General features: G+C 58.6%; 17 protein-coding genes and 1 tRNA gene. 13 read left to right on the top strand and 5 right to left on the bottom strand.

Translation table 11 applies throughout. From position 1 onward, the window contains the following. Positions 1 to 10: 10 nt before the first annotated feature. From rpmI to DLD99_RS10565, 8 genes are all read left to right on the top strand, one after another. Positions 11 to 205: a 50S ribosomal protein L35 gene (gene rpmI, locus DLD99_RS10530; RefSeq protein WP_002553160.1), complete on the top strand. Its 195-nt coding sequence runs from the start codon at positions 11 to 13 to the stop codon at positions 203 to 205. Between the two features lie 30 nt (positions 206 to 235). Continuing rightward, a complete protein-coding gene (gene rplT, locus DLD99_RS10535) occupies positions 236 to 592 on the top strand; it encodes a 50S ribosomal protein L20 (RefSeq protein WP_007913489.1) in 357 nt (118 codons plus the stop codon). Positions 593 to 701: 109 nt separating this feature from the next. After that, positions 702 to 1,718 carry a phenylalanine--tRNA ligase subunit alpha gene (pheS, locus tag DLD99_RS10540; protein ID WP_085712031.1) on the top strand — a complete coding sequence of 339 codons (1,017 nt, stop codon included), beginning with the start codon at positions 702 to 704 and terminating at the stop codon, positions 1,716 to 1,718. Between the two features lie 26 nt (positions 1,719 to 1,744). Continuing rightward, a complete protein-coding gene (gene pheT, locus DLD99_RS10545) occupies positions 1,745 to 4,123 on the top strand; it encodes a phenylalanine--tRNA ligase subunit beta (protein WP_114882130.1) in 2,379 nt (792 codons plus the stop codon). Between the two features lie 3 nt (positions 4,124 to 4,126). Continuing rightward, positions 4,127 to 4,429: an integration host factor subunit alpha gene (gene ihfA, locus DLD99_RS10550; RefSeq protein WP_002553164.1), complete on the top strand. Its 303-nt coding sequence runs from the start codon at positions 4,127 to 4,129 to the stop codon at positions 4,427 to 4,429. Beyond that, positions 4,410 to 4,766 (top strand): MerR family transcriptional regulator, encoded by a 357-nt coding sequence (locus tag DLD99_RS10555; protein ID WP_003179985.1) that lies wholly within the window; start codon positions 4,410 to 4,412, stop codon positions 4,764 to 4,766. Before ihfA ends, DLD99_RS10555 begins: the two co-directional genes overlap by 20 nt. An 89-nt stretch (positions 4,767 to 4,855) precedes the next feature. After that, positions 4,856 to 4,932: transfer RNA gene (locus DLD99_RS10560), tRNA-Pro, on the top strand. Between the two features lie 45 nt (positions 4,933 to 4,977). Continuing rightward, positions 4,978 to 5,520: a hypothetical protein gene (locus DLD99_RS10565; RefSeq protein WP_244220786.1), complete on the top strand. Its 543-nt coding sequence runs from the start codon at positions 4,978 to 4,980 to the stop codon at positions 5,518 to 5,520. Between the two features lie 52 nt (positions 5,521 to 5,572). Here the strand turns inward: DLD99_RS10565 and DLD99_RS29375 are convergent, their stop codons facing one another. Further along, positions 5,573 to 5,782, bottom strand: coding sequence for a hypothetical protein (locus tag DLD99_RS29375; RefSeq protein ID WP_114882131.1), 210 nt, complete (start codon positions 5,780 to 5,782; stop codon positions 5,573 to 5,575). Next, complete coding sequence (rtcR, locus tag DLD99_RS10575) at positions 5,757 to 7,376, bottom strand: RNA repair transcriptional activator RtcR (protein ID WP_114882132.1); 1,620 nt, start codon at positions 7,374 to 7,376, stop codon at positions 5,757 to 5,759. Before rtcR ends, DLD99_RS29375 begins: the two co-directional genes overlap by 26 nt. Positions 7,377 to 7,581: 205 nt before the next feature. Here rtcR and DLD99_RS10580 point away from each other — a divergent pair, with 205 nt between their 5' ends. The 5 genes from DLD99_RS10580 (at position 7,582) to DLD99_RS10600 (ending at position 12,985) form a co-directional block, all read left to right on the top strand. After that, complete coding sequence (locus tag DLD99_RS10580) at positions 7,582 to 9,129, top strand: vWA domain-containing protein (RefSeq protein WP_114882133.1); 1,548 nt, start codon at positions 7,582 to 7,584, stop codon at positions 9,127 to 9,129. A 357-nt stretch (positions 9,130 to 9,486) separates the two neighbouring features. Then, complete coding sequence (locus tag DLD99_RS10585) at positions 9,487 to 10,713, top strand: RtcB family protein (protein ID WP_114886638.1); 1,227 nt, start codon at positions 9,487 to 9,489, stop codon at positions 10,711 to 10,713. Between the two features lie 39 nt (positions 10,714 to 10,752). Continuing rightward, the gene (locus tag DLD99_RS10590; RefSeq protein WP_114882134.1) at positions 10,753 to 11,541 is read left to right on the top strand and encodes a nucleotidyltransferase domain-containing protein; all 789 of its coding nucleotides are present in this window, start codon (positions 10,753 to 10,755) and stop codon (positions 11,539 to 11,541) included. Positions 11,542 to 11,549: 8 nt separating this feature from the next. Then, positions 11,550 to 12,581 (top strand): RNA 3'-terminal phosphate cyclase, encoded by a 1,032-nt coding sequence (rtcA, locus tag DLD99_RS10595; RefSeq protein WP_114882135.1) that lies wholly within the window; start codon positions 11,550 to 11,552, stop codon positions 12,579 to 12,581. Between the two features lie 74 nt (positions 12,582 to 12,655). After that, positions 12,656 to 12,985, top strand: coding sequence for a hypothetical protein (locus DLD99_RS10600; protein WP_114882136.1), 330 nt, complete (start codon positions 12,656 to 12,658; stop codon positions 12,983 to 12,985). A 56-nt stretch (positions 12,986 to 13,041) separates the two neighbouring features. On the opposite strand, the gene DLD99_RS10605 is transcribed toward DLD99_RS10600, so the two are convergent. The 3 genes from DLD99_RS10605 to DLD99_RS10615 all read right to left on the bottom strand — a co-directional run bounded on the left by DLD99_RS10605 (position 13,042) and on the right by DLD99_RS10615 (position 15,662). Beyond that, on the bottom strand, positions 13,042 to 13,455 hold the full coding sequence (locus DLD99_RS10605; RefSeq protein WP_114882137.1) for a VOC family protein: 414 nt from the start codon (positions 13,453 to 13,455) through the stop codon (positions 13,042 to 13,044). Between the two features lie 151 nt (positions 13,456 to 13,606). Beyond that, positions 13,607 to 14,551, bottom strand: a complete 945-nt coding sequence (locus tag DLD99_RS10610) for an alpha/beta hydrolase (protein ID WP_114882138.1) — start codon at positions 14,549 to 14,551, stop codon at positions 13,607 to 13,609. Positions 14,552 to 14,663: 112 nt separating this feature from the next. Next, positions 14,664 to 15,662 carry an NAD(P)H-quinone oxidoreductase gene (locus DLD99_RS10615; protein WP_114882139.1) on the bottom strand — a complete coding sequence of 333 codons (999 nt, stop codon included), beginning with the start codon at positions 15,660 to 15,662 and terminating at the stop codon, positions 14,664 to 14,666. Positions 15,663 to 15,742 lie beyond the last annotated feature (80 nt).

Raw genomic sequence — 15,742 nt, forward strand, 5'->3', positions numbered from 1 at the left:
GTATCCGAACATGCCAAAGATGAAAACCAAAAGTGGTGCTGCTAAGCGGTTTCTGAAAACTGCTAACGGTATCAAGCACAAGCACGCTTTCAAGAGCCACATCCTGACCAAAATGTCGACCAAGCGTAAGCGTCAACTGCGCGGTAGCAGCTTGCTGCATCCGTCTGACGTGGCAAAAGTCGAGCGCATGCTGCGCCTTCGTTAATTTTTGGATCAAGAATAGAGGAAGTAACTCATGGCTCGTGTAAAGCGTGGCGTCATTGCCCGTAAACGTCACAAAAAAATTCTGAAACTTGCTAAAGGCTACTACGGCGCTCGCTCGCGCGTATTCCGTGTTGCCAAGCAAGCGGTAATCAAGGCAGGCCAATACGCCTACCGTGACCGTCGTCAGAAAAAACGTCAGTTCCGCGCTCTGTGGATCGCTCGTATCAACGCTGGTGCTCGTGTTAACGGTCTGTCCTACAGCCGTTTCATCGCTGGCCTGAAAAAAGCGTCCATCGAGATCGACCGTAAGGTTCTGGCTGATCTGGCAGTGAACGAAAAAGCGGTGTTTGCCGCGATTGTCGAGAAAGCTAAAGCCACCTTGGCTTAAGTACCCCCGACAGTCACCCGGCCTCACCTCTGTGGGGTCAGGTGGTAAACGTCATAAATAGGGGAAGAGCCTTCAAGCTCTTCCCCTATTTTGTATCTGGAGTCTGTACATGGAAAACCTGGATGCGCTGGTCTCTCAAGCACTAGAGGCTGTGCAAAGCGCTGAAGATATCAATGCCCTGGAGCAAATCCGGGTTCAATACCTTGGCAAAAAGGGTGAATTGACTCAGGTGATGAAGACCCTGGGGAATTTGCCGGCAGAGGAGCGTCCGCAGGTCGGCGCCCTGATCAACGTTGCCAAGGAACGTGTCACAGGCGTTCTCAATGCGCGCATGGCTCTGTTCGAGGAAGCCGAACTGGCTGCCAAACTGTCCGCCGAGTCCATTGACGTAACCCTGCCGGGCCGTGGCCAGACCTCCGGTGGTCTGCATCCGGTAACCCGGACTCTGGAACGTATCGAACAGTTCTTCACCCGCATCGGCTACGGCATTGCCGAAGGCCCTGAGGTCGAAGACGATTATCACAACTTCGAGGCGCTCAACATCCCTGGCCATCACCCGGCCCGGTCGATGCACGACACCTTCTATTTCAACGCGAACATGCTGTTGCGCACCCATACCTCCCCGGTACAGGTCCGCACCATGGAATCGCAGCAGCCGCCGATCCGCATCGTCTGCCCAGGCCGTGTGTATCGCAGCGACTCCGATATCACTCACTCGCCGATGTTCCACCAGGTCGAAGGCCTGCTGGTCGATCGCGACATCAATTTCGCCGACCTGAAAGGGACTATTGAAGAGTTCCTGCGGGTGTTCTTCGAAAAAGAACTGGCGGTACGTTTCCGTCCTTCCTACTTCCCGTTCACCGAGCCATCCGCTGAAGTCGACATGGAATGCGTGATGTGCAGCGGTAAAGGATGCCGTGTCTGCAAGCAGACCGGCTGGCTGGAAGTGATGGGCTGCGGCATGGTTCACCCGAATGTGCTGCGCATGTCCGGGATCGACCCGGAAGAGTTCTCGGGCTTTGCCTTCGGCATGGGCGTCGAGCGTCTGGCCATGCTGCGTTACGGCGTGAACGACTTGCGTCTGTTCTTCGACAACGACTTGCGGTTCCTCGCGCAATTTCGCTAGTCGTAACGAATTCTTAGGAGAGCAGGATGAAATTCAGTGAACAATGGCTGCGTGGCTGGGTCAGCCCGCAGGTAAATCGCGACGAGCTGGTTGCCCGTCTGTCGATGGCCGGTCTTGAGGTCGATAGCGTTACGCCGGCCGCCGGTGCATTCAGTGGTGTAGTGGTGGGTGAGGTTCTGAGTACCGAACAACACCCTGACGCCGACAAGCTGCGTGTGTGCCAGGTGAGCAATGGTGCGGAAACTTTCCAGGTCGTGTGCGGTGCGCCAAACGTGCGTCCGGGCCTGAAGATTCCGTTCGCCATGATCGGTGCCGAGCTGCCGGGCGACTTCAAGATCAAGAAGGCCAAGCTGCGTGGCGTCGAGTCCAACGGCATGCTGTGCTCGCAATCCGAGCTGCAGGTCGGTGAAGGCAATGACGGTCTGATGGAACTGCCGGCCGATGCGCCGGTGGGCGAAGATTTCCGCGTTTATCTGGATCTGGAAGACGCCAGCATCGAGGTCGACCTGACCCCGAACCGCGGTGACTGCCTGTCCCTGGCCGGTCTGGCTCGTGAAGTGGGTGCGTTGTACGACACTCCAGTCACTCGTCCGGTGGTGATGACCGTTCCGGCAGTACATGACGAAGTGCGCTCGGTAGAAGTGCTGGCGCCTGCTGCGTGTCCGCGTTACCTGGGTCGAGTCATCCGCAATGTTGACCTGTCCAAGCCTACGCCGCTGTGGATGGTTGAGCGCCTGCGTCGCGCTGAAGTCCGCAGTATTGACGCCGCCGTCGACATCACCAACTACGTGATGCTTGAACTGGGTCAGCCGCTGCACGCTTTCGACCTCGCGGAAATCAACGGCGGCATTCGTGTGCGCATGGCGGAAGAGGGCGAGAAGCTCGTTCTGCTCGACGGTCAGGAAGTCAGCCTGCGTAGCGATACGCTGGTGATCGCCGACCACACTCGCGCTCTGGCCATTGCCGGTGTGATGGGTGGCGAGCACAGCGGTGTTTCCGCGACCACTCGCGACGTGTTCCTGGAGAGTGCGTTCTTCGACCAGATCGCTGTGGCGGGCAAGGCTCGCTCCTACGGTCTGCACACTGATGCTTCGCACCGCTACGAGCGTGGCGTGGACTGGCAACTGGCCCGTGAAGCCATGGAGCGCGCCACTGGCCTGCTGCTGGAAATCACCGGTGGCGAAGCCGGCCCGATCATCGAAACCGTCAGCGAGCAGCACTTGCCGTCGATCGCGCCGATCACTCTGCGTGCTCAGCGCATCACCCAGATGCTGGGCATGGAAATGAATTCGGCCGAAGTCGAGCGTCTGCTCAACGCTTTGGGTCTGAAGGTTTCCGCCGACGGGGCAGGGCAATGGCGCGTAGAAGTGCCGAGCCATCGCTTCGATATCAGCCTGGAAGTCGATCTGATCGAAGAGCTGGCGCGTCTGTACGGTTACAACCGTCTGCCTGTTCGTTACCCGCAAGCTCGTCTGGCGCCGCAAGCCAAGGCTGAAGCGCGCAGCGATCTACCGGAACTGCGTCGTCTGCTGGTCGCTCGCGGTTATCAGGAAGCGATCACCTATAGCTTCATCGATCCAAAGCAATTCGAGCTGTTCAATCCAGGTGTCGAGCCGCTGCTGTTGGCGAATCCGATCTCCAATGACATGGCCGCCATGCGTTCGTCGCTGTGGCCGGGTCTGGTCAAGGCGCTGCAGCACAACCTGAATCGTCAGCAGGATCGCGTCCGTCTGTTTGAGAGCGGTCTGCGCTTCGTCGGTCAGCTGGAAGGCCTGAAGCAGGAGCCGATGCTGGCCGGTGTCGTCTGCGGTAGCCGTCTGCCGGAAGGCTGGGCGCAAGGTCGCGATACCGTCGACTTCTTCGATGTCAAGGCTGACGTGGAAGCGGTGCTGGGTTTTGCCGGTGCGCTGGATTCGTTCACTTTCACTCCGGGCAAGCACCCGGCGCTGCACCCGGGTCAAACCGCACGCATCGAGCGTGAAGGGCGTGAAGTCGGCTTTATCGGTGCGATTCACCCTGAACTGTCGAAATCCCTCGGTCTCGACCGTCCGGTCTTTGTCTTCGAGCTGGTTCTGGCTGAAGTCGCCCTGGGTAAAATGCCGAAATTCCACGAGTTGTCGCGCTTTCCTGAAGTGCGTCGTGACCTTGCACTGATTGCGCACAAAGACGTTGCGGCCTCGGCTGTACTGGATGTAATCCGTGAAAATGCAGGCGAATGGCTGACAGACCTCAGGCTATTTGACGTGTATCAGGGTAAAGGTATTGATCCTGATAGAAAAAGCCTTGCAGTCGGCTTGACCTGGCAGCATCCATCGCGCACTCTTAATGACGATGAGGTGAATTCGACGACGCAAAATATCCTCACCTCGCTCGAACAAAGGTTGAACGCCACGTTAAGGAAGTGACGTATGGGGGCTTTGACGAAAGCTGAGATGGCGGAACGTCTGTATGAAGAGCTGGGCCTGAACAAGCGGGAAGCCAAGGAATTGGTCGAACTGTTTTTCGAGGAAATCAGGCACGCTCTTGAAGACAACGAGCAGGTCAAATTGTCGGGTTTCGGCAATTTCGACCTTCGGGACAAACGCCAGCGGCCTGGCCGCAACCCGAAAACGGGGGAAGAAATCCCGATCACGGCTCGCCGTGTGGTCACCTTTCGTCCAGGGCAGAAGTTGAAGGCCCGAGTTGAGGCTTATGCTGGAACCAAGTCATAACGACGAACTACCCGTCATCCCGGGCAAACGCTACTTCACCATTGGTGAAGTCAGCGAGCTGTGTGCGGTAAAGCCGCACGTGCTGCGCTACTGGGAGCAGGAGTTTCCTCAGCTCAACCCCGTCAAACGCCGCGGAAACCGCCGGTATTATCAGCGCCAGGACGTGCTGATGATCCGGCAGATCCGCGCGCTCCTTTACGATCAAGGGTTCACCATCGGCGGTGCGCGTCTGCGCCTGTCCGGTGATGAAGCCAAAGACGATACAACCCAATACAAGCAAATGATCCGCCAGATGATCGCCGAGCTTGAAGATGTTCTGGTGGTTCTCAAGAAATAATTTCCTGCTTTTAAATACTTCCAGTTTTCAAAAGCTTGCGATATATTCTTGAGCGTTCTTCGAGATGGAGAGCGGGTTTCAAACCTAGTCGGGGCGTAGCGCAGTCCGGTAGCGCACTAGCATGGGGTGCTAGGGGTCGAGTGTTCGAATCACTCCGTCCCGACCATATAATTCAATGACTTAGCCCAACTTTAGCGAGTTGGGCTTTTTCATGTGTGTGGCATTTGCGGGACTTCTTTTCGCCTTTGTTCCACAGTTGGCCGTTCATTTCCTTTTTCGCCCAAAACTGCTGATCAGAATCGCCAGAAACGGCCTATACCGGAAAATCAGAGTGTGCCGGCAAAACTTGGAGGCAGTGAAAGTCATGGAGCACACGAACCATCCTTTGACGTTCCTCAAGCGCTTTCGCTATCTGATACTAACTTTGATGGTTGCAGCGGCTCTGGTGAATGCCTTTGTGCGCTACACGGGAGAATGGAGACTTTTCTGGCTGTCTCTGGCGATGCAAGCTTGGTTTATGCAAGCCGTCTTCGCTTACCTGCGGGGCGGTTGGGTGGCCATTGGGCCGGGTGGTTTAGCTAAAGATGCCAGCCCGGTTGGCAGGGCGATATTGGCTGCAACAGCGTTTGGATTGTATTTGCTGATGTTCGGTTACGACGGCCATGATCGTGAAGGCTCTATTTACGAGCGGCGCCCCTCGGACTGGACCATGCCGACTCGCGAGGAAATCGGCCGGTCTTCCGAGCGCAAGTGATTCATGCTGTTGTAGATTGTCCCAGGTTCTGTTGACTGTCTTGGCGTTCATCTTAATGGAGCGTCGCAGCCCTGCGACTTTCTCCAATCCTGATTCTGTCGAGTGCACGATTTAGCGCATCCAGAGCGTCAAGGAGTGCCTTGGCCTCGGACTCGCGTCCATCGCCCCAAAGACGTTCTGCCATGTTGTTCAGGGCCTGGATCGAGCGCTCTATCTCGGCAGCTGTTGCCGCCGTTTTACTTTGCGGCTGATTCTTTGGCATCGGTCACCTGGCTCCATTCAATTCCAAACCGTCCCAGATACTTTCTCAATCGGTCCGCATCATTGGGTTGTGCCTTCGCCTGGCGCGATATGCCGAACAAGCGTCTGCCGGCATCCGACAAGCTATCTGACTCTCTACACACTGCCAGTACGGCCTTCAATTGCAATCGGTCAAACAGGTCCATGCCTTCGGCGTCTCCCGGCAAATCGTCCGTCATTCGTCCCGGTTGCTTCAGTCCCCAGGCATAACGAAGTCGATCAATTTCTTCCTGTACCTGCACTTCATCAATTCGCCCGCTGTCGGCCAGTGTTGCCATGCGTGTGATCGAGGCTGACAGTTCGCGAAAGTTGCCAAGCCATGCCGCTTCGCGTGAGCTGGCAAAGGCCAGATAGCGCCTTCGCGCTTCGAGGTTGAAGCGTACCAGTTGGCCGTGTTCGCGCGCGTGGCGTTCAAGTTCGAAGTCGATGTTCGGTTCGATGTCTTCGCGCCGACCCGCCAGGCCTGGCAGGTCAAACGTCCAGAGGTTGATTCGTGCGTAGAGATCTTCCCGAAACAAGCCTTCAGCGACACGGCTGCGCAGATCGCGGTGGGTGCCGGCGATAATCAGAAAGTCGCTGTCGACTTCCTTGTCCGAACCGAGCGGGAAGAAGCGCTTCTCTTCAATGGCCTTGAGCAGCATGGCTTGTTCGTCTGCGCCCAGTTCGCCGATTTCATCGAGAAACAACATGCCACCGTCGGCGGCGCGCAACAGGCCGTCGCGGGCATTTTGCGCGCCAGTGAAGGCGCCTTTGACGTGGCCGAACAGCGCGGACATCGCACCGTCGCCGCGCAGGGTGGCGCAGTTCACTTCAACGAAGCGTCCCTGCATCTGGTGGCGGCCGCGTTTGAGCTCATAGATCCGCCGGGCGAGGAAGGATTTGCCAGCTCCGGTCGGGCCAATCAGCAGCATCGGCGCTTTCGAGCGCACAGCGACGCGTTCAATCTGTTCGATGGAACGGTTGAACGCGGCGTTGCGTGTGGCGATGCCGGATTTAAGAAACTCCAGGCCTTCCAGCCGCTTGTTGGTAAAGCGAGTGGCAATGCGATCGTAGCGTGACAAATCCAGATCGATCAGCGCGTGGGTACCGGTAGCGGGCTCATCTTCGCTCTTGCGGCGGGCGGGGGAGGTCTGGATCAGTCGTGCCGGCAGGTAGCGCGCCTCGGTCAGCAGGAACCAGCAGATCTGCGCAACGTGGGTACCGGTGGTGATGTGGACCAGATAGTCCTCACGCTCGGTATCGAAGGTGTATTCGGTGGTGAAGTCGTGCAGCGCGCCGTAGACCTCCTCGAAATCCCACGGGTTGCGCAGCGCCATCGGGTGCAGGCAGACCTCGGTTTCAGGCGATACCTGGCGAATGTCTTGGCGAACCCGTTCGGCAAGGCTGATGTCTCGGGCGTCAGTACCGTGAATCAACTCCAGCCGATGGATCAGCACATCCGGCTGCTGGCACAGGCCCACGCTCGGGCGCCAATGGTTCCAGCGATTGGCGCCTTTGCCTACGCGATCGAGGGTTGCTCCGATGAAACCGATGGCAACAGTGCGCTTGTTTTGCATGGCTATCTCAAAAGATAAATGACGATATCCAATGATAGTGTTCGGCGAATCGTGTTGTCGTGCCTAATGTTCAGAGATCGCCTCGTAATAAATAAAAAACTATATAAATCAATTATTTAAAAAATTACTGGATGATTTTTTAAAATCTGGCACGGCTGCTGCAATATCTCTCGCAACGAACAGGACAACACAGCGAGACGCCACGATGGCCAACTTGAATCTCTTCAACACACAATCGAACAACCTGCCGGCGTGCGATACCGTGAATGCTTCGGGAGCCGGAGCTTATGCCTATACGCCCAAGCATCAACTGGCCCAGTTGGCAGTGACCGGTTGTCTGAACCAGACCTTTTACGCAACGGCGGAAAACCAGCTGGATCAGGTGTTGAAACTGGTGGCCGAACTGGACAGCCGCTTTGTGGCCAACGCTGCGATATACGCCCGCCAGAAAGGCCATATGAAAGACATGCCGGCCTTGTTGCTGGCGGCGCTGACCGCCCAGCGTTCGGTATTGGTACCGGAGGTGTTCGGGGAGATCGTGGACAGTGGCAAGATGCTGCGCAACTTCGTACAGATCCTGCGCAGTGGTGCGACCGGGCGAAAATCCCTGGGCTCGCAGCCCAAGCGACTGGTTCAGGACTGGCTGAACCGCGCGACCGAGCGACAACTGCTGCAAGCATCGATCGGCAATCAGCCCTCGTTGGCGGATGTGGTGAAAATGGTTCACCCCAAACCGTCCGAAGTCTGGCGCGAAGCGTTCTTCGCCTGGCTGATAGGCAAACCGGTGGACGTACAAACGCTGCCGGAACTGACCCGCGATCTGCTGGCGTTTCGCAGCGGTGCAAGTGATCGAGTACCCGAGGTGCCTTTTCAATTGCTCGGCAACGAAACCCTGAGCAAGGAGCAATGGGCCGCTCAAGCGCAAAACATGGGTTGGCAGGGACTTCGCATCAACCTCAACACCCTGGCGCGCCATGGTGCTTTTGAAGTTCCGGGCTGCGCTGAATACGTGGCTGCGCGATTGGCGGATCCCGAAGCAGTCGCCAAGGCGCGGGTGTATCCGTACCAGTTGCTGACGGCGTACCGAATGGTTGGTGATGATGTTCCGGCGCCAATACGTGAGGCGCTGCAAGATGCACTTGAGTTGTCGTTGGCCAATGTGCCGAAGCTTGAAGGCGCGGTGGTGGTCTGCCCGGACGTCTCCGGGTCGATGGGCAGCCCGCTGACCGGTTACCGACAGGGCGCGACCACGACGGTGCGCTGCATCGATGTGGCGGCGTTGATCACGGCAGCGGTGTTGCGCAAACAGCCAGCCGCGCGAGTGATGCCGTTCGAGGTCGACGTGGTGGATATCACGCTCAACCCGCGGGACAGTGTGATCAGCAATGCCGAAAAGCTTGCGGGCATATTCGGTGGCGGAACCTGCTGCTCGGCGCCGCTGAAAAAACTGGCAGACAGCAAGGCCAGGGTCGATACGCTGATCATGGTGTCGGACAACGAATCCTGGATCGATGCGCGACGTCGAGGGGCGAGCGAAACGATGCTGCAATGGGAGCGGATAAAGCGGCTCAACCCGCAGGCACGCCTGATCTGTATCGACCTGCAGCCGGGTTGGGCGACTCCGGCGGCGGATCGCGGCGACATCCTGAATGTCGGCGGCTTCAGTGATGCGGTGTTTGATGTGATCGAACAATTCACCGCCGGCCGGTACGGCCCGCAGCACTGGGTCGAAGCGATCGAACGTATGGAATGAAGCTGAATAATTGATTTGTCACGGGCACTGAATGCCGGTGGGACTACATCCAAGACGTCTCATCAAACCCTTGTCAGTGCGCGTGACGGCACGAATGCCGATGGCTGTACATCTGAGGCCGGCTCACCCCGGTGCGCGGCGACGCGCAACAGTCATCAACCTTTGTCGTGCCACCTTTTTCGAATTTGCCCGGCGAATGCCGGTGGAACTACAGGACAGCGTGGGCACGGGTTCGAATCCCGTCGACCGAAGGGTCGTAGCTCAGCGGTAGAGCGCGCTGCATGTTTCACCCGACCTTGTCGCCGAAGGCTGTGTAACAGCGCCGAATCATCGGCCAGACAATAAAGAATCGAGATGATGAAAGAAAACACGTACCAACTGCTGGAAGTTGCCAACGGCAAGCCGATCAAGCTCTGGACCGAAGGCGTCCCGGTGGAAAACGAAGCTCGCGAGCAACTGATGAACACGGCGAAGATGCCCTTCATCTTCAAGCATCTCGCCGTAATGCCGGATGTCCACCTGGGCAAGGGCTCGACCATTGGCAGCGTGATTCCCACCGTGGGCGCGATCATTCCGGCGGCGGTCGGGGTCGATATCGGCTGCGGCATGATTGCCGCGCGGACTTCGCTGACCGCTGCCGATCTGCCGGACAACCTGCACGGTCTGCGCAGTGCGATCGAACAGGCGGTGCCTCATGGCCGCAGTTCGACCCGGTCGCGGCGAGACAAGGGCGCCTGGGACGAGATCCCGAAGGAGGCCGATCAGGCTTGGGCGGCGCTGCATCCACGGTTCAAGGCAATCACCGACAAGTACCCGAAACTGGTCAACACCAACAACCGTGGACACTTGGGAACACTGGGCAGCGGCAACCATTTCATCGAAGTGTGTCTGGATGAGGCCAACCGGGTCTGGTTCATGTTGCACAGCGGCTCGCGGGGTGTCGGCAACGCCATCGGCAACCTGTTCATCCAGATGGCACAGGCGGATATGCGTCAGCACATCGCCAATCTGCCGGACCGTGACCTGGCCTACTTCGAAGAAGGCAGCCAGCACTTTGATGATTACGTGGAGGCGGTGGGCTGGGCCCAGGACTTCGCCAGGCAGAACCGCGCGTTGATGATGCAGGCCGTGATTCAGGCCACGCGGCAGATTATCCGCAAGCCGTTCGAGGTAGCGCTGGAGGCGGTGAACTGCCATCACAACTACGTGCAGAAAGAGCGGCATTTCGGCGAAGACATTCTGGTCACCCGCAAAGGTGCGGTATCGGCGAAGAAGGGTGAGTTGGGGATCATTCCCGGCTCAATGGGCGCCAAGAGCTTCATTGTTCGCGGCTTGGGCAACGAGGAGTCGTTCTGCTCCTGCAGCCACGGTGCCGGCCGGACCATGAGTCGTACCCGAGCGAAAAACACCTTCACGGTCGAGGATCAGATCCGTGCCACTGCGCACGTTGAGTGCCGCAAGGATGCTGCAGTGATCGATGAAATTCCGATGGCCTACAAGGACATCGACAAAGTCATGCACGCCCAGCGCGAGCTGGTGGAAGTGCTGCACACCTTGCGTCAGGTGGTGTGCGTCAAGGGATAGCGCGTGCCGCAAGGCACGCTGGAACAAGGATTGAAGGACATGAAATTCGAAGAACGTCACCCGTTGTGCAGCGCCATGCGCGCGCGGGTGCTGGAAGAGCTGGCGCGTATAGAGCGCGAGCGAAATGTCACGGTGTTGTATGCCTGTGAATCGGGCAGTCGGGCCTGGGGATTTGCCTCGACCGACAGCGATTACGACGTGCGCTTCGTTTATGTGGAGAAACCCGAGTGGTTCGTCCAGGTCGATGCACCACGGGACGTGATCGAGCGGCCGCTGGATGATGAACTTGATGTGAGCGGCTGGGAGCTGCGCAAAACCCTCGGGCTGTTGCGAAAGTCCAATCCGACATTGTTGGAGTGGCTGGACTCTCCGCTGGTGTACCGCAGCGAAACGTCGGCGGTTTCTCAACTGCGGACGCTCGCCGAGGCGTTCTACAGCCCGCCGGCCGCGCGCAATCACTACCTGTCGATGGCAAAGAAGAACTTCCGTGGCTATTTGCAGGGCGACAGCGTGAGGTTCAAGAAATACTTCTACGTATTGCGGCCTCTGCTGGCCGTGCGCTGGATCGACCAGGGGCGTGGCCGGCCACCGATGACGTTCGCAGACCTGCTGAGCACTGTCGATGACCGGGCGTTGCTCGAAGAGGTCGACGAGCTGCTGGCGCTCAAACGCAATGCCGATGAAAGCGCCTACGGTCCTCGTCGTCCGGCGTTGCATGACTTCATCGCCAGGGAGCTCGAGCGCGAAGTGCGAACATTGCCCAGAACCCGGGAGGACTCCAGTCAGCTCGATCAATACCTCAGAGAAACCGTCGGGTTGTACGCATAAGGAAGAAAATGAAACAGGACGTGATTGAACTGGACGGCGCTATCGGCGGTGGCCAGGTGTTGCGCAGCGCCTTGAGCCTGTCGATGGTGACGGGGCGGCCATTTCGCATTGAGCGTATTCGTGCCAAACGCAGCCGTCCAGGGTTGTTACGACAGCACCTGACCGCCGTGATGGCGGCGGCGCAGGTCTGTGGTGCAAGGACTCAAGGCGCAGAGTTGGGTTCGCAGGCGTTGAGCTTCGAGCCCGGGCCGATTCGCGGCGGCGAATACCGCTTTGCCATTGGGACTGCCGGCAGTTGCACACTGGTATTGCAGACCTTGCTGCCCGCATTGTTACGGGCACCGCAAGCCAGTCGGGTATGGATCAGCGGTGGCACCCATAATCCGTTGGCGCCGCCGACCGATTTCCTCACCCGCAGCTGGTTACCGTTGATGCGACGCATGGGCGCCGAGATTGATCTGGAGCTGCTGCGTCATGGGTTCGTTCCGGCAGGTGGCGGCGAAATCGAGGTCACGGTGCAACCGTCGAAACTGTCAGCGTTGCATGTGTGTGATCGAGGCTCGGCTCTTTCGCAAAAGGCGTTTGCGCTGACGGCAGGGCTCGCATCGGACATAGCCAGACGTGAGCTTGACCGTGTGGCCCGGCGTTTGGATGTGCGGCCAGCAGCGATGAATGCCATCAGTCTTGATCCGGATTGCGGGCCGGGTAACGTGTTGTTGCTGGAGTACGCGTTTGAGCACGTCACGGAAGTATTCAGCGCGTTTGGCCAGGCTTCACTGCGCGCAGAGGCCGTTGCGGACGTTGCGATCAATCAGGCAGACGCTTGGCTGCGCAGTGGCGCAGCAGTGGCCGAGCATCTGGCCGATCAACTGTTGTTGCCGATGGCGCTGGCCGGATCGGGCTCGTTTACGACCCCCGGGATGACCGAGCATTTGCACAGCAACATCGCCGTGATCGAGCGTTTTTTGCCAGTCTCCATCGCATGTCTCGAAGAAGGCGCCGATCAATTGAGGATCGAAGTCAGCACCCGGGACCAATAGGCGGCAAACTGCTGGCCCCCGAATCTCTCCGGCACCGGCAAAATCGCCTTTTTTCAAAAGGTTAGGCTGGCCATATGCGGACGACTGTCATCACCGTTGCAACGCTTTCCCTGGCTCTTTTCGCGCTGAGTGCCCAGGGGAGGGAACTGAGCAAGAGCCATCGTTTTGCTTGTACCTGGGGTTCGGACATCGCGGCCGGCGCGCAGCAGTCGAAGCTGTCGGGGATTTCCCTTTATGGCGCCCGCAAGCGCTTGCAGGTGCGCAAGTTTCAGCAGCCGTGGATGCGCATGACCGCGATGGGCATCACGGAGCAAACCTACAACAGTACCTCGCGTCTCAAGCCCGCAGCCGTCAAGCAGACCTATTACGAACAGTGCGTGAGACATGAACTGGCTCAGCGATAAACACAAAGCCCGACCTGAAGAGGTCGGGCTTTTTCATGTCTGGTGCAATGGCTGCTTCACTTGCCGCTTTCGCAATTGACCATCCACGACACGCCAAAACGATCCACCAGCATGCCGAAACGCGCGGCCCAGAAAGTGGCCTCCAGTGGCATGTCCACCCGACCGTCCTTGGCCAGGGCATTGAAGACTCTTTCAGCTTCGGCGACGGTGTCCACGTTCAGGGAAACAGAGCAACCGCTCATGCCTTGGGTCGGGCGGTCGGGCGTGGTATCCGAAGCCATGATCATCTGGTCACCCACCTTCAGGCAGGTATGAATGATCAGGTTGTGGTGCTCTTTCGGCACGTGCTCAGCGGCAGGGGTTTCGCCGAACGTCATCATCGCCTCGAGCTTGCCTTGCAGGCATTGCTCGTAAAACGTGAAGGCGGCACGGCAGTCGCCATTGAAGATCAGGTACGGGTTGATTTTCATGGTGGTGCTCCCGAACAGGCAGTGAAACGCAGCGCGGCCGGGTGTGCCGAGGCTGCGTCATGGATTGACTCCATCCAGCAAAGCCTTGGATCGAAGAAATGCCAGTCAGTGCGGCAATTATTTACGTCGAAATGACCGATGGTCTCTGTTTTCAGGAGTCGCGCGCGCCTTGCAACAACGTTGCGCGTGCGACGCGTGGGGCAGGTTTGGTTTGCATCAAGGCATCTATCGCCTTGCGATAGTTTTGTCCGCCCAATGCCATGCTGTTGTTGTGCGTCCCGCCGGGCACCAATAGCAATCGCTTGGGTTGGCTGGCGGCCGCGAACAGTTGCTCGCTGAAGCGTGACGGCACAAACGCATCGGCCAGACCGTGCACCACCAGCAACGGCATATGGATGTCGGCAATCTTGTCGATGGAGTCGAACTTCTGCGACAGCAACCAGCGAACGGGCAGGGACGTGTTGGCCACCGCCGCGGCGACATCGGCCAGTGACGTGAAGGTGGACTCGATCACCAGGCCCCGGACCGGCAGCGGCGTATGGTTTCTGGCGGCGTCCCGGCCCAGTTCGGCGGCGAGGTCGATGGCGACGGCACCGCCGAGGGAATGTCCATAGATCAGGCGTTTGCCCGGGTCGGGTTGAAGTTGCTGGAAGCGTTCCCAGGCTACCCGTGCATCCTCGTACACGGTGCTTTCTGACGGCAAGTCACCATGACTCTGGCCAAAACCACGATAATCGATGGCCAATACCGAATAACCCGCCGCGCGCAGCTGTTCGATGCGGAACAGTTGCCCGGTCAGGTTCCAGCGCACTCCATGCAGGTAGAGGATGGCCGGGGCATTGGCCCGTTCCGCCGGCCACCACCAGGCATGAATGTTTTGCCCGGCCTTGAAGCTTTTGGGCTTCAGATCCAGTTCCTGAACGCTGCCGGGCAAACCGTGATACCAGCCGGCTGTGCCCGGTTCGATGCGAAACAGCAGCTTGCGTTCGGTGTGCTCCAGTACGGCGCAACTCGTCGGCAGGCCGATGATCAAGGCGGCCATGCAAGCGAACGCCAGTCGACGGCGTCGGAGTCGGGTCATGAAGGCAAGGAACATGGACGGTTTCACCACAGCACGGACAAAGAAGGCTTTTTACCAGAAGCCTTGATTCCCGCGTGACAATTTCGACCGTCGCCCGCCAGCAATCTTTACAAAACGATGCTGTGACTCATGCCACGTTGAGCACGATTTTGCCGATGTGATCGCCTGCCTCCATGTGCGCGTGGGCCCGGGCCGCGTCGGTGAGCGGGTAAACCTTGTCGATGATCGGCAGGCAACGCCCGGCGGCCAATACCGGCCAGACATGCTCGCGTAATTGATCGGCGATGGCCGCTTTTTCCGCGGAAGTGCGAGCGCGCAACAAGGAACCGGTGACCACGGCGCGTTTGCCGAGAATGGTCAGCAGGTCGACATCGTTGGCACGGGCACCGCCAAGGAAACCCAACATCACCACACGGCCATCCATTGCCAGGGCGCCGAGGTTGGCGTTCAGATACGAGCCGCCCATGATGTCGAGGATCACATTGACGCCCTGACCGTTGGTTTTCTCGGCAATCACGGCCGCGAAATCCTGCTCGCGATAGTTGATCGGCTCACCGCCCAATGCACGGATCGCCTCACATTTGTCGGCGCTGCCGGCGGTGGCGAAGGCTTCGATGCCGAACTCGCGGCACAGCATCAGTGCGGTAGTTCCGATGCCACTGGTGCCACCGTGAATCAACACACGTTGGCCACGGCTGGCACCACCGAGACCGAACAGGTTGGCCCATACCGTGAAAAAGGTTTCGGGGATCGCCGCAGCCTTGACCCAATCCATTCCGTCGGGGATCGGCAGAGTCTGGCCCGCCGGAACCGTGCAGTATTCGGCATAACCTCCACCATTGGTCAGCGCGCAAACCTTGTCGCCCACGGCAAAAGTGCTGACACCAGCACCCAGCGCCACCACTTCTCCAGCCACTTCCAGGCCGGGAATCGGGTTCATGCCGGGTCTCATCGGGTATTTGCCCGCGCGCTGCAAGGCGTCCGGCCGGTTGATGCCGGCAGCGTGCACGCGGATCAGCAACTCGCCCTGCGCGACGACCGGCAACGGCACACGACGTGGTTGCAGAACGTCGGGAGCACCAGGTTCGGTTATCTCGATTCGGGTCATTTCGGTAGGCAAAGACATGTCGGTTCCTGTCGTGCTTTGGGGCGTTTGGCCCCGTGAAAGGTTCATGACATCCAGCATATCGGCTATCTTGGCTGCAT

Source organism: Pseudomonas kribbensis (assembly GCF_003352185.1).
Taxonomy (GTDB): Bacteria; Pseudomonadota; Gammaproteobacteria; order Pseudomonadales; family Pseudomonadaceae; genus Aquipseudomonas; species Aquipseudomonas kribbensis.

Bases quoted from the DNA above. Each gene is read 5' to 3' on its own strand.
- rpmI (WP_002553160.1), top strand. From the start codon at position 11: ATGCCAAAGATGAAAACCAAAAGTGGTGCTGCTAAGCGGTTTCTGAAA.
- rplT (WP_007913489.1), top strand. From the start codon at position 236: ATGGCTCGTGTAAAGCGTGGCGTCATTGCCCGTAAACGTCACAAAAAA.
- pheS (WP_085712031.1), top strand. From the start codon at position 702: ATGGAAAACCTGGATGCGCTGGTCTCTCAAGCACTAGAGGCTGTGCAA.
- pheT (WP_114882130.1), top strand. From the start codon at position 1,745: ATGAAATTCAGTGAACAATGGCTGCGTGGCTGGGTCAGCCCGCAGGTA.
- ihfA (WP_002553164.1), top strand. From the start codon at position 4,127: ATGGGGGCTTTGACGAAAGCTGAGATGGCGGAACGTCTGTATGAAGAG.
- DLD99_RS10555 (WP_003179985.1), top strand. From the start codon at position 4,410: ATGCTGGAACCAAGTCATAACGACGAACTACCCGTCATCCCGGGCAAA.
- DLD99_RS10565 (WP_244220786.1), top strand. From the start codon at position 4,978: ATGTGTGTGGCATTTGCGGGACTTCTTTTCGCCTTTGTTCCACAGTTG.
- DLD99_RS29375 (WP_114882131.1), bottom strand. From the start codon at position 5,782: ATGCCAAAGAATCAGCCGCAAAGTAAAACGGCGGCAACAGCTGCCGAG.
- rtcR (WP_114882132.1), bottom strand. From the start codon at position 7,376: ATGCAAAACAAGCGCACTGTTGCCATCGGTTTCATCGGAGCAACCCTC.
- DLD99_RS10580 (WP_114882133.1), top strand. From the start codon at position 7,582: ATGGCCAACTTGAATCTCTTCAACACACAATCGAACAACCTGCCGGCG.
- DLD99_RS10585 (WP_114886638.1), top strand. From the start codon at position 9,487: ATGAAAGAAAACACGTACCAACTGCTGGAAGTTGCCAACGGCAAGCCG.
- DLD99_RS10590 (WP_114882134.1), top strand. From the start codon at position 10,753: ATGAAATTCGAAGAACGTCACCCGTTGTGCAGCGCCATGCGCGCGCGG.
- rtcA (WP_114882135.1), top strand. From the start codon at position 11,550: ATGAAACAGGACGTGATTGAACTGGACGGCGCTATCGGCGGTGGCCAG.
- DLD99_RS10600 (WP_114882136.1), top strand. From the start codon at position 12,656: ATGCGGACGACTGTCATCACCGTTGCAACGCTTTCCCTGGCTCTTTTC.
- DLD99_RS10605 (WP_114882137.1), bottom strand. From the start codon at position 13,455: ATGAAAATCAACCCGTACCTGATCTTCAATGGCGACTGCCGTGCCGCC.
- DLD99_RS10610 (WP_114882138.1), bottom strand. From the start codon at position 14,551: ATGTTCCTTGCCTTCATGACCCGACTCCGACGCCGTCGACTGGCGTTC.
- DLD99_RS10615 (WP_114882139.1), bottom strand. From the start codon at position 15,662: ATGTCTTTGCCTACCGAAATGACCCGAATCGAGATAACCGAACCTGGT.